Origin of the sequence: Staphylococcus sp. HMSC65H10, assembly GCF_001839185.1 — a bacterium.
Taxonomy (GTDB): Bacteria; Bacillota; Bacilli; order Staphylococcales; family Staphylococcaceae; genus Staphylococcus; species Staphylococcus simulans.
Genome location: NZ_KV840314.1, coordinates 13,376 through 26,641 on the forward strand (window position 1 = coordinate 13,376; position 13,266 = coordinate 26,641).

Annotated in this window: 9 protein-coding genes; 7 read left to right on the forward strand and 2 right to left on the reverse strand. The window is 38.3% G+C overall.

What is annotated here, in order from left to right; all coding sequences use genetic code 11:
* Positions 1 to 17 precede the first annotated feature (17 nt).
* Complete coding sequence (gltB, locus tag HMPREF3270_RS02505) at positions 18 to 4,508, reverse strand: glutamate synthase large subunit (protein ID WP_070867158.1); 4,491 nt, start codon at positions 4,506 to 4,508, stop codon at positions 18 to 20.
* A gap of 147 nt (positions 4,509 to 4,655) precedes the next feature.
* Between gltB and gltC the strand changes: the two genes are divergently transcribed.
* The 6 genes from gltC (at position 4,656) to HMPREF3270_RS02535 (ending at position 9,129) form a co-directional block, all read left to right on the forward strand.
* Complete coding sequence (gene gltC / locus HMPREF3270_RS02510) at positions 4,656 to 5,540, forward strand: glutamate biosynthesis transcriptional regulator GltC (RefSeq protein WP_070848075.1); 885 nt, start codon at positions 4,656 to 4,658, stop codon at positions 5,538 to 5,540.
* A 198-nt stretch (positions 5,541 to 5,738) separates the two neighbouring features.
* The gene (locus tag HMPREF3270_RS02515) at positions 5,739 to 6,134 is read left to right on the forward strand and encodes a hypothetical protein (protein WP_070848076.1); all 396 of its coding nucleotides are present in this window, start codon (positions 5,739 to 5,741) and stop codon (positions 6,132 to 6,134) included.
* Positions 6,135 to 6,229: 95 nt separating this feature from the next.
* A complete protein-coding gene (locus HMPREF3270_RS02520) occupies positions 6,230 to 7,342 on the forward strand; it encodes a YibE/F family protein (protein ID WP_002480384.1) in 1,113 nt (370 codons plus the stop codon).
* Entirely contained in the window at positions 7,339 to 8,121 is a 783-nt protein-coding gene (locus tag HMPREF3270_RS02525; RefSeq protein WP_070848078.1) for a YibE/F family protein, read from the forward strand. The genes HMPREF3270_RS02520 and HMPREF3270_RS02525 overlap by 4 nt, the downstream gene beginning before the upstream one ends.
* 80 nt (positions 8,122 to 8,201) lie before the next feature.
* Positions 8,202 to 8,474, forward strand: coding sequence for a hypothetical protein (locus HMPREF3270_RS02530; RefSeq protein WP_070848082.1), 273 nt, complete (start codon positions 8,202 to 8,204; stop codon positions 8,472 to 8,474).
* 358 nt (positions 8,475 to 8,832) lie between these two features.
* A complete protein-coding gene (locus HMPREF3270_RS02535; protein WP_002480381.1) occupies positions 8,833 to 9,129 on the forward strand; it encodes a HesB/YadR/YfhF family protein in 297 nt (98 codons plus the stop codon).
* 89 nt (positions 9,130 to 9,218) lie between these two features.
* Here the strand turns inward: HMPREF3270_RS02535 and HMPREF3270_RS02540 are convergent, their stop codons facing one another.
* Positions 9,219 to 10,226 carry a LysM peptidoglycan-binding domain-containing protein gene (locus HMPREF3270_RS02540; RefSeq protein ID WP_002480380.1) on the reverse strand — a complete coding sequence of 336 codons (1,008 nt, stop codon included), beginning with the start codon at positions 10,224 to 10,226 and terminating at the stop codon, positions 9,219 to 9,221.
* A 518-nt stretch (positions 10,227 to 10,744) separates the two neighbouring features.
* Here HMPREF3270_RS02540 and HMPREF3270_RS02545 point away from each other — a divergent pair.
* Positions 10,745 to 13,222, forward strand: a complete 2,478-nt coding sequence (locus HMPREF3270_RS02545; RefSeq protein ID WP_070848084.1) for a 5'-nucleotidase C-terminal domain-containing protein — start codon at positions 10,745 to 10,747, stop codon at positions 13,220 to 13,222.
* Positions 13,223 to 13,266 lie beyond the last annotated feature (44 nt).

Here is a 13,266-nt window from a genome sequence, read left to right on the forward strand (position 1 = left end):
CACTCCTTCTTATTTCGTTAATAAACAACTGAGAATGGTCCTTCTAAGTCTGTTGCTTTACGTGTATCGTAGAAGGCATTCAAAATTGCTGCTTTAGAATTGTCTGCTTTACGTTCTTGATCTTCAATTTTATGCATCATTAATTTGTAGTCTTTTGGAATAACTTTGACAACTTTTTGAGCCACATGATCAAAATCAGCTAATACTGCTTTGGCTTTTTTGCTGTCTGTGTATTGAACATGTTCTTCTAACATGTCTTTAATAATTGAAAATTCTTCTGGTTCAGTAATGGTATCGAAATCAAGTGTTGGCAATGCATTGTACGATTTGAAGTGTTCCACATCATCAGGGAAGATGTAAGCGACACCGCCACTCATACCTTGACCGAAGTTGTCACCGACATTACCTAATACGATGACACGACCGCCAGTCATATACTCTAAACCATGATTTCCGATACCTTCTACAACTGCATGAACACCACTGTTTCTGATACAGAAACGCTCACCGGCATAACCGTTAATAAAGGCTTTACCGCTTGTAGCGCCATAGAAGCATACATTACCGACAATAATATTTTCTTCACGTTCTTCATTTGGCGCATTAATGATAATCTTACCTCCGGATAAACCTTTACCAACATAGTCATTGGCATCACCTGTATGATGAATTGTTAATCCTGAAGGTGTAAATGCGCCGACACTTTGGCCTGCATGGCCTGTAGTTTCAACATAGATTGTATCTTCGGGTAAACCTTCCGCTCCATGTGCACGAGTAATCAAGCTGCCGGCAGTTACGCCTACATCACGCTGCTCATTGCACAACTTATATGTCCCTCTAAATGAAGTACCGTCTTGAATTGCTGCTTCAGCATCCGGAATCAATTCTGTTTGATCGAAACCTTTTTCTAAGTGATGCTGTTGCTCAATTTGTTTGAATGTCGGTCCTTCATTTTGATAAAGCAACGGTGCCACATCAAGTGAACGTGCTTTTTCATTAGCTACCGAATGATTTGCTTCTAATAAATCAGTTCGGCCAATCAATTCTTCAACAGAACGTAAACCAAGTTCAGCGAGTACTTCACGTAATTCTTGTGCAATAAAGTGCATAAAGTTAACAACGTGATGTGCGCGACCGTTAAAGAGTTGACGTAAATCTTCGTTTTGTGTAGCCACGCCGACAGGACATGTATCTTTATGGCACACACGCATCATGACACAACCTAAAACAACTAACGGTGCTGTCGCAAAACCAAACTCTTCAGCACCCAATGCACAAGCATAAGCTACGTCATGTCCAGTTAATAACTTACCGTCTGTTTCTAAACGGATACGTGAACGTAAATCGTTCATCATTAATGTTTGATGCGTTTCTGCTAGACCGATTTCCCAAGGCAATCCAGCATGTTGAATACTTGTTTTAGGTGAAGCACCTGTACCGCCGTCATAACCGCTGATGACGATTTTGTCAGCAAAGGCTTTGGCAACACCTGCCGCAATTGTACCGACACCACTCTTAGATACTAATTTCACAGCGATATTCGCTTGAGGGTTCGCATTCTTCAAGTCATGAATCAATTGCGCTAAGTCTTCAATTGAGTAAATATCATGATGAGGTAGTGGTGAAATCAAGCCGATACCTGGCGTTGAACCACGTACTTCAGCAATCCAAGGATAAACTTTCGTACCTGGCAACTGTCCGCCTTCCCCTGGTTTAGCACCTTGTGCGACTTTAATTTGAATTTCAGTCGCATGTTGTAAATAATCACTTGTTACACCGAAACGACCTGATGCAACTTGTTTAATTGTACTTGTATAATCTTCACCTTCTGGACCTTTCACATAACGTTCAGGGTCCTCTCCACCTTCACCGCTGTTACTCTTACCGCCAATTAAGTTCATCGCTTCCGCTAAAGTTTTATGTGCTTCGGCAGAAATTGAACCATAACTCATAGCACCTGTATTGAATCGGTGCACAATATCTTCAATCGGTTCAACCGCATCAATACTGATCGGTGTACGTGATTTGAATTTCATTAAATGACGAATACGATCAGTACGTTGGTGATTCACTGTTTTTGAATACTCTTTGAACATGTCATAGTCATTTTCACGACATGCATGTTGCAGCAACCTAATGGTAGTTGGGTTGAAAGCGTGATATTGACCTTGTTGACGCCATTGGAACGTACTGCCTGATTCAAGATGTTCTTCTTTACGACCTTGACGTTTTTTATTTTCTTCATCAATCAAATCAATCGTTAAACCAGATAACTTAGATTGAGTACCTGTAAAGTATTTATCGATGACGTCATGTGATAAACCGACTGCTTCAAAGATTTGTGCACCTTGATAACTTTGAACCGTTGAAATACCCATTTTAGACATGACTTTAATAACCCCTTCAGCTAACACGTCTGTATAAGTTTTCACTTGTGCTTCAACAGGTCCGGATAATTCACCTTGTTCTACCAATGCCGCAATTGTTTCTTGTGCTAAATAAGGTACAACTGCGTTAGCACCATAACCTAATAAACAATCGACATGGTGGACTTCGCGGATTTCTCCACCTTTCGCAACTAAACTTGTTTCTTGGCGTAAATCTTCAGTAATCAACGCCTGATGCAAGTAGCTGACTGCAAGTAAAATCGGAATCGCGTAGCCAGGTTCATCACGTAAACTGCTGTCATCTAAGACTAAAATGTCATAACCCGCTTTAACCGCTTCAACCGCTTTCTCTCTCAACACTTCTAGCGCATCTTCTAAGCTACCGCTATATACTGTAGATAAATGTTTCGCACGGAATGGTCCGTTCTCTGCTACTTTTAATTGCGCTTCTGTTAAAACAGGATGTTTCAATTGAAGACGATTCAACGCATCTGTATCAGGTACAAGCAAGTTACCTTCTTTACCCAAGTATGACAATTCACTAGTTACGATTTTTTCACGATACGCATCAATTGGCGGATTCGTAACTTGTGCGAATAATTGTTTGAAGTAATTGAATAATGATTCAGGACGTTCATTCAATACCGCAAGCGGGGCATCATAACCCATCGCACCGATTGGATCTTTCTTACCACGTACTAATTCAGCCATATATTTATGAATTTCTTCACGTGTATAACCGAATTGTTTTTGTAAACGTTCAACCGTTTCAAAATCCCAACCTTTTGATTCAAACGGCACTTCCAAATCTAAATCGACTTTATGTTTTTCCAACCATGTTTCATAAGGCAACTCGCTTGCGATTTCTGCTTTCAACATATGGTTATGTACCACTTCGCGTTTATCAAAATCAACAAGTAATAAACGACCTGGATTCAAGCGACCTTTAAACGCAACATCTTCTTCCTCTACATCGATTACACCGACTTCAGAAGAGAAGATAATATAGTTGTCTTTCGTAACTGTATAACGACCTGGACGTAAACCGTTACGGTCAGTCAAAGCACCGATTTTGTCACCATTACAGAAAGCAATCATCGTTGGGCCATCCCATGGTTCCATCATATAACTGTAGTACTCATAAAAAGCACGGACAGCACTTTGGTTAGCTTTGCTGTATTGCCATGGTTCAGGCACTAATAACATCGCAGCTTTCTCAGGTTCCATCGCAAGCGATAAAAACTCAAGCGCATTGTCGACAATTGCAGAGTCACTGCCGTCTACATCTAATACAGCATGTACTTTTGGTCGATCATTTTCATCAAAAATGGTTTCAACTAAACGTTTCTGACGTGCACGCATCCAGTTGACATTGCCTCGAATCGTATTGATTTCACCATTATGCATCAACAAACGGTTAGGATGGGCACGTTTCCAACTAGGAAATGTATTCGTACTGAAACGAGAGTGTACTAAACCTAATTTAGATTCATAATCAGGATGATTTAAATCTTCATATAATCCTTTAATTTGGTCAGAACGTAACCAACCTTTATATACAATTGTTTTCGGAGATAAACTTGTGAAGTATAGTTCCAACTCTTGTTCATCACCGTAAAATTCAATTTGTTTACGTGCGAGATATAAGCGTTTCGCCGCATCTGCACTATGATTTAAATCGATAAAGACCTGTTGAATGACCGGCATTGTTTCAGCAACATGTGGTGCAACAGCTGAAACATCCACAGGCACATCGCGATACCCGATCACGCGAAGACCTTCAGTTTCAAAATAGGCTTTAAAGATTGTTTCGTGTCTTGAACCTGCAATGCGTTCATTAGCGAAAAAGAAACCGACAGCGTAGTTACCTTCTTCAGGTAAGTCTAAGTCTGTCTGTTCTTTGAAAAATTTAAATGGAATTTCAGTCATAATTCCTGCTCCATCACCAGTCATCCCGTCAGCACCTATTCCCCCACGGTGATCCAAACGGCGCAGCATTTCTAGTGACTTAATGACAATATCATGCGATCGTAAATTGTCCATGTTTGCATAAAATCCTATGCCGCAAGCATCATGTTCGTTTCTTGCATCGTACAAACCTTGATTCTGCTCATTTACCATGCTTGCTCCTCCTTTAAATATGCGTTGTATGAATTTTCAGATTATTATCGATAACTATTATAATATAGGAGGGTATTCTTCTGTTCAATTCAAAAATTAGATGATATCATTCTAATAATTAGAACAATAAGTGTGGTGCAGAAAATCATGGAATTTAAACAACTTAAATACTTCATTGAAGTTGCTAAAAGAGAACATTTATCTGAAGCTGCTTTAGAACTGAACATTGCGCAATCAGCCATCAGTCGCCAAATTTCACAATTAGAAGAAGAATTAAATACAAAATTATTCAGAAGAGAAGGCAGAAATATTTATTTAACCGAAGCTGGTCAACGCTTTATGACCCAAGCAACGAAAATTGTCGAACAAACTGAACAAACTTTAAATATGTTTCGACACGAACAAGAAGCTGAAGCTAAACGTATTAAAATCGGTTATGTCGAAAGCTATGTCTCACAACTCTTAACTTTACTCATACAAAAATTTGAAAAAGAACATACAACAACACTCCTCCCTATGAGGCAATCAAATGAAACATTATTAAAATCAACTCTGAATCGTGATTTAGATGTAGCATTTGTTGATTTAACTTCTTCATTAAAGAAATATAATGAAATTGAAATCATACCGTTATTCGAAGATAACTATCAATTATATGTGCCAAAACAAGATCCATTAACTGCGACAGTCAATCCGCCTTTAAAACAACTGAATACACAACCGATATTTTTAATGGCAGATTTACCTCAGCCACTGATACATCTTCTTGAAAACACAGCGAAATGTACTACATATCGTATTTCAACTGAACGTTTAGCAAACTATTTATTGAGACATAATCGCGGTTATGTCATTACACCACAATATATTGCTTTACCAGAAAGCGAACAGTTTGTACGTTTAAGCCTAGCGCACACAGAACTCAAACGAACGTTATGCGCAATCGTCAGAAAAGATAATCATAAACCAGAACTGACTGCTTTACTCAAAGAAATTACTACCCTGCTTTCTCATACTTCGGTTTATCATTAAAATGAACAATAATATTCTGTTCTTATTAAAACCTCTACGACATGTCGATATAATTCGGCGCACCGTAGAGGTTTCTTTGTTTGTTAATTTTGACTCTTAAATCATTTGAATTTCTATTAAACAAACGCTTCCAAAAATGACTACTTTATTATAGATTTAAAGTTATAATACAAATAAAAGATAGAAAGGAACTTTTCAATGCGTTACAAACTTAAAGAAAAAGATTTATTAGAATGTTTGAAACTTCATCATCCAGAACATGAATTCAAAGAGGGTCGCTTACTCGTCGGTCAAAACAAACGTAACAATTTAGAAATTTACTATTTAGGAGAAGAAGATTTTTTCGCGGTGGTGACGGTTGATTTCTTCACTTTTGATTTCCTTGAAATAGCACTCGTAGAAAAGACAAGCATTGATGAAATTTATTTGAAAGATGGTTTGCTGTATAGAAAAATGTTTGTGAAGGTCGGCGATGAAATCGTGAAATATAGTACATCTCGAATGTTGCTCACGGACTTCCAACAAGCGCATTATAATAAGTTCATTGACGGACAAAAAGAACGCGTTATTTATAAAGACGGAAAGTTTTTGTAAAAATAATATATTTGAAATCATTGGCATTCTGCTTCCATTAAGCTTATAATCACGTTGTTAATATTTGATTGAGAATCTTAGAAAGGGTGACGGTTATGTCATTCAAACAAAGACTGCATCAGCCGTTTTCTTGGGTGTTGATCAGCTTTGCGGTTATTTTTATCGCAAGTCTGCTATTCACATTATTTAATGCCCGTTTTTACCACATGCCTATTGGTGAAATTACAAAAATTCATCACCAAAAGTCGGTTGATGTAACGGATGAACATCATAATCAAGATACAAAATATACGGAACAGCTTAACTTCAAAGTATTAAATGGAAAGTTCGAAGGTCAAACCGGAACCATTAAGCACACTTATTATCAATCACAAGTGGACTCTGAAAAGTTTCATGTGCATAATAAGGTGCTGTTACATATTAATAAGCATCCGAATGATGCGACGATTATAGAAAAGAAACGCGATACATTAGTGGTAGCCATCACTGGTATCTTCTTACTGATAGTATTATGGGTTGGCCGCAAAGTCGGCATACAATCAATTTTATCGCTGATTATTAATAGTGGCGCTATCTTAGGCGCCATTGCGATTCACAATGCGGTACCCTCAGTCAGCCTCTTTTGGTTAATGAGTTTGGCAGTGATACTAGCAACTGTCATTACATTACTATTAGTCACAGGTTGGCATTGGCGGACACTCATTACCGTTATCAGCACTCTATTCGGCACCTTTATTTGTGTCGGTATTGCAGAGTTGGTGATTCAAGCTACAGGAGGTTCTGGTATTAAATATGAAACGATGGATTTACTGACATTACCGCCTAAAGAAGTCTTTATGGCTTCAGTAATTGTCGGTACATTAGGCGCTGTGATGGATGTAGCAATTACTATCGCAAGCGGTATGTATGAAATCAAAGAACGTACACCTGCGATTGATTTAAAAAGATGGGCACTAGCCGGCCGACATATCGGCCAAGATATTATGGGTACGATGACTAACATCTTACTCTTCTCTTATTTAGCAGGCAGCTTACCGATGATGTTGATCTATTTAAGAAACGCCAATACGATTACCTACACTATTTCTATGAACTGGTCATTAGAAATTGCACGTGCGCTCATTGGCGGAATTGGTATTGTGTTAACGATACCTGTCACGATTTTATTAATGGAACTCTGGGTGAAAGTAAGGGGTGAGCAAACATGAATGCGGTAGTTATTTTAGCCTTAATTCTTTTGATTTTAATGATCATCTTCGGTGGTAAGAAAGGCGCCATTTCTTACGCCATGTTATTTCTGAACTTTGTCTGTGTATTGCTTGCTTTGATTGCGATTGTATTGCAGTTACCCATTCCGATTATCGCTTTAATCTTCTGCATAGTAGTCGCAAGTTTGAACTTATTTGGTTTAAATGGCAATAATGTTAAAACACAAGCTGCCTTTTATAGTACTTGTATTACGACACTTGTTTTATTAAGCGCAATATATCTAGCCGTGGCATTCGGTCATTTACAAGGGTTTGCGGCCGAACAACAAGACGAAACCTACGTTTACTCTATGAATATCGGTATTAACATGGTTCAGTTTATGGTCTTCACCACCTTGCTTGCGGTCATTGCGGCAGTGGTAGACCTTGCCATAACAATCAGTTCACCAATGTATGAATTAAGCGAAACGAACCCTGAATTAAATCGACGAGAATTGTTTAAGTCAGGCATGCGCATAGGCAGAGAAATTTTAGCTACTTCCGCAAATACCATTTACTTAGCATACTTTGGCGGCCAATTAACATTATTCTTTTGGTTCTTTAAATTGAATTACTCTTTCGGCCATATCATTAACTCTAAAATATTCGCACAAGAATTTGTTTCTATCCTATTTGGAGGCATCGCAGTTGCGATGAGTATACCGATTACCGCCTGGATAACTGCTTGGCTACTCAAACGTCAAACAAAAGCTAAAGTCGTTCAGACTACACAAAACTAAGGTGAGTCAATCTATCGTCATACATTTTGCGCAATGTTATAATGTGTAGGTATCTAATCAGGATAGGAGGTTTATTTTTCATGGCAAAACAACCTAAATCAAAATTACGCCGTTTATCTAATACGTTAAATATTGTCGGTTATGGTATTGAAGCTTATAATGCTTATGCCTATAATTCTAAAAATCGTAAATTATCAAGCATCGGTTTAGCGATTAACGTCACAGGAGGCATTCTTGATTTCTATACAGCATTAAAATCAGGACGCTTCCTTACAAAAGCATTCTCATTCGCTAACTTAGCAACAGTCGTTGTCACTTCTTATAACCGCTTCAAATCATTAAAATCAAAATAAATTTAAAATGAAGGCTCTATTTTATGTCACTTGGATATAAAATAGATCCTTCATTTTTTCGATGATACAACTTATTCCACTTATTCTATTTGAAGTTCCACTGAATTAAATCGCTGTCTTTGGTAGTTATGACAACCTATTCATCCAACTTAACACACAAAGTTTCACTTTCATTCAACTAATTTGTCCAATCTATTACAACTGATTATCAATTCATTTTTTAATAGCTTTAAATACAGATTGTGCAAGACTTTTCTTCAAAAGACTGCTATAATCGGTGGTAAATAGAGATATATTTCAATAGTACTTCTGCCTATCGACACAGTTTAGTATGCAGCAACACCTAGGAGGTAACAACATGAAACTTCAAATCACTGACGAAGCATTGAAATGGTTTAGAAACGAATTAGACTTAGAGCCAGGAGATAAGGTCAACTTCTACGTACAAGCTTATGTACACACTGGTTTACATGAACATTTTACAACTGCATTCAAGATTGAACCGCATGACAAAAACGCATCTGTATCAGTTACAGTCGACCGCATCACATTCTATATCAACGATTCTGATGAATGGTTCTTCAAAGGACTAGACTTATTAGTAGATTACAACTCTGAAACAGATGAAATTGAATACAAAAGCACAAAACTATAAAATAACGAGAGGTATTGGTATAACCAGTTCCTCTCGTTTTTCATATTAAAAACCCAGAGGCCTATCCACCTCTGGGTTTAACATCCAAATTAATGAATGAAATTATAATAGCCGACTTGGCTTGCTGGAATTGTACGGTAAGTTGTGTAACCTGGGTTGCCTGTAAAGTTCATTTCAGACACCAATACACTGCCGTCACCATTAATACGTTCTACGAAAGCAACATGGCCGAAGTAACCTGCATCTGATTGTAAGATTGATCCTACTGTCGGGTTACGGTCTACTGTGTAACCATCTGCACGTGCTGCATTGTCCCAATTGTATGCATGCCACCAGTAAGTACTGATTGGTTTGCCGATTTGGGCACGACGGTTAAACGTATGCCATGTACATTGACCCCAGTCGTATAAATTAGAGTGATTGAAAACTGGTGAATAGTATCCACCTGTTGATGTTGATACACCTGGTGATGGCGAATTTGTATTCGCTGCAGTTGTACCTGTCACTTTTAATTTTTGGCCTGGATAAATAAAGAAGTTATTCAAACCATTTAAACTCATAATGTTTTGGTAAGTTGTACCGTATTTAGATGCGATCAATGATAATGAATCACCTGGTTGCACTGTATATACTGAACCACCTGAAACACGTGTCGTATTAGAAGTTGTCGTACTGTTAGATGCTGTACCTGACACCTTCAATACTTGTCCTGGATGAATTAAGAAACCGTTTAAACCATTTAATCGCATAATATTTTGGTAAGTTGTACCGTATTTAGACGCGATTAATGACAATGAATCACCCGGTTGTACTGTATAAGTTGAACCACCTGAAACTGATGATCCACCTGAAGTACGTTGACTGCTTGTATTAGCAGAACCAGCTACTTTTAAGACCTGGTTCGGGAAGATTAAGTTTGAACTTAAGTTGTTTAATGATTTAATGTTCGCAATTGACGTATTATGACGTTGAGCAATTGACCATAAAGAGTCACCAGCTTGGACTCTATAAGTCGTAGCTGCATCTGCAGCTCCAGCTGTTGCGATAGCGGAAACCGCACTTGTTCCTACAACAGCAGCAATAATTTTCTTTTGCAATGGAAATGCCTCCTGACAATAGTATATTCTCTCTTTCAGTCTTGAATCTTCTGTTCTGCCCCAACAGAAGTTCAATAACCGTTTTCTCTCTTTTCCACCTATACACTTAATTATTATACACATCATTGAGCAAGGCTATATTATTATTAGATGACATTTGTATTACAAAAGATTCTTTTAACTTTTTTAAATAGTAATGTAAGCGCTTAACTTATTGATATAATAGCTTTGTGTAGACCTAATAATCCTGAATCTCATACTATTCGTATCTCTTCTATTTAATACATTTTTGAAAGGTTACAGCCTCATAATGTATTCAAAAACCTACTTTTCTAGAAGACTTTCTATCCTTTATTATCCAATACAAAGCTTCATCATATTAATCACACAATTTGATTAAATAATTTACAAAATTAACAAAAAGACAATACCCCTCTACAACTTTCATTGATAAGATAGTGTTGTATGCATGACATGCATATATAACTTCATACGAGATATAGAAAAGGAGGCTCCTCATGCACAAGCTACTTATCAGAACCTGCTTCTTAGTTGCGATGTTGTTCATGGTATTCAGTTTCACAAGTTTCGCAGCAGAAACAATGCAACCTGAAACTAATACAACAGATGTAAAAGTCGAACAGCCGGCACCGACACCTGCATCTGACACAACAACGCAGTCAACACAAGCAATACCTGAACCTGTTCAATCATCAGCTTCACCAGAACAACCTGCAGAAGATGTTGCGTCAAAGACTGATTCAAATGAACCGGCAGTGACAACAGAACAGGCACCTACAGATAAAACAACACCACCGGCAACACAAACACAGACGGTTGAACCTAAAACAGAAGCAACTGTTCAATCAAATGAACCAGCGCAAAAGACAGCACCTTCAACTGAAGCTACTCCAGATACAACACCAGCTGTATCTGAACCTAAAGCAGCTGAACCGACACCTACAACGACACAACACACGAAAATTCTTCACACGAACGATATGCATGGACGTATCTTAGAAGAAGACGGACGTGTCATCGGGATGGCTAAATTAAAAACAGTCAAACAACAAGAAAATCCTGATTTAATGTTAGATTCTGGTGATGCTTTCCAAGGCTTACCAATTTCAAACAATACGAAAGGTGCAGACATGGCAAATGCTATGAACGAAGTAGGTTACGACGCAATGGCAGTCGGTAACCATGAATTTGACTTCGGTGTTGAACAAGCACAAAAGTACAAAGAACAATTAAACTTCCCTATTCTTTCCGCAAATACATATAAAGATGGGAAGCTTATGTTTGACCCTTACACAATCGTGAACAAAAATGGGATTAACTACGGCATTATCGGTGTGACGACACCAGAAACAGCTGTCAAAACACACCCAGATAACATTAAAGGTGTCACATTTACAGAACCGATTCCTGCTGTCCAAAACATCATGAATCAAATTAAAGCTCAAACAGATATCTTTGTTATTTTATCCCACCTAGGCATTGATCCTTCGACTAAAGCAGAGTGGCGCGGAGATACACTTGCGGATACCCTCGCACGTGACCGTCGTTTCTATGACAAAGAAATTATCGTATTAGACGGTCATTCTCACTCAGTTATTGAAAATGGCAAAATTAATCGTAATACTTTACTAGCACAAACAGGAACAGCACTCGCTAATATCGGTAAAGTTGAATTCGATTATCAAAATGGGACTATCTCTAACTTGAATGCTTCATTAATCAACGTTAAAGATACAGCAGATGTTACACCAGACCCTGCTTTACAACAACAACTTGATGAAGCTAAAGCGAAATTCGAAGCTCAAGTTTCAGAAGTAATTATTCCTAATAATACAATTCAATTCCAAGGTGAACGTGATGACGTGCGCAGACACGAAACAAACTTAGGTAACGCAATTGCGGACAGTATGGAAGCATACAGCCAAAACGGCTTTTCCCATCCTGCTGATTTCGCAGTCACAAATGGAGGCGGAATCCGTGCTTCTATCGACAAAAACCAAGATGTTACACTAGGCGATATCATTACTGTCTTACCTTTCGGCAACACGATTTCACAAATCCAAGTCAAAGGGACAGATGTCGCAAAAATGTTTGAACATAGTTTGAGCGCACCTGTTGAAAATGGACAATTAGGCGCTAACGGCGCGTTCTTGCATATTTCTAAATCAATTCGTGTTTATTACGATATTAATAAAGCACCTGGCGAACGCGTGTTAAAAATCGAAGTATTAAACAAACAGACGCAACAATTTGAAGCGTTAGATCCTAACCGTATTTACTACATGACTACAAATGACTTTACCGCTTCAGGCGGCGACGGTTACGACATGTTAGGCGGTTTACGTGAAGAAGGCGGCTCTTTAGATAAAGTCTTCTCAGATTACTTGAGAGAAGCAGACTTATCACAATACGACACTGACAAAATCAGCCGTATTATCAACGGTCAACCACCTGTGGCACAAACAGAGGAACAAGCAGATACAGAAACACAACCAGCGACTGGCGATACTGCACAACCAGCACCAAATACAACAACACCTGCAGTACCGACACAACCAGCATTACAACCTGTCGCAAGCACACAAACAACGCAATCAACAGCTTCAACTTCAAATGTAATTCCGTTCCCTGCAGCTACAACAACAGCACAAGCAGGTACATCACAAGTTAATGCGTCACAAAACAGCGCATCAATGACAGCACATCAAACAACTACAGCACAGGTTAACTCAACTGTGACAAACCTAGAGACAATTCAGTCTCATCTAACAACAAAATCTTCAAATGTTTACCCATTGCATGCCAATCATGCACAACAACAAGCTAAAACAGCTTCAACTACGAAAAATGACTCAAACACTGAACAGACTTTACCGGATACAGGAAGCAATGATCTTCCAGTATGGCCAATCGGTTTAGTACTGACAGGTTTAGGTGTGGCATATATCTCACGCAAACGAGATCATGCGGCATAAAAAACACAGCACAACTTCTGATTTTTCAGAGGTTGTGCTGTTTC

What these genes read in the sequence shown, in the direction of transcription:
- gltB (WP_070867158.1), bottom strand. Translation starts at nt 4,508, where the DNA reads ATGGTAAATGAGCAGAATCAAGGTTTGTACGATGCAAGAAACGAACAT.
- gltC (WP_070848075.1), top strand. Translation starts at nt 4,656, where the DNA reads ATGGAATTTAAACAACTTAAATACTTCATTGAAGTTGCTAAAAGAGAA.
- HMPREF3270_RS02515 (WP_070848076.1), top strand. Translation starts at nt 5,739, where the DNA reads ATGCGTTACAAACTTAAAGAAAAAGATTTATTAGAATGTTTGAAACTT.
- HMPREF3270_RS02520 (WP_002480384.1), top strand. Translation starts at nt 6,230, where the DNA reads ATGTCATTCAAACAAAGACTGCATCAGCCGTTTTCTTGGGTGTTGATC.
- HMPREF3270_RS02525 (WP_070848078.1), top strand. Translation starts at nt 7,339, where the DNA reads ATGAATGCGGTAGTTATTTTAGCCTTAATTCTTTTGATTTTAATGATC.
- HMPREF3270_RS02530 (WP_070848082.1), top strand. Translation starts at nt 8,202, where the DNA reads ATGGCAAAACAACCTAAATCAAAATTACGCCGTTTATCTAATACGTTA.
- HMPREF3270_RS02535 (WP_002480381.1), top strand. Translation starts at nt 8,833, where the DNA reads ATGAAACTTCAAATCACTGACGAAGCATTGAAATGGTTTAGAAACGAA.
- HMPREF3270_RS02545 (WP_070848084.1), top strand. Translation starts at nt 10,745, where the DNA reads ATGCACAAGCTACTTATCAGAACCTGCTTCTTAGTTGCGATGTTGTTC.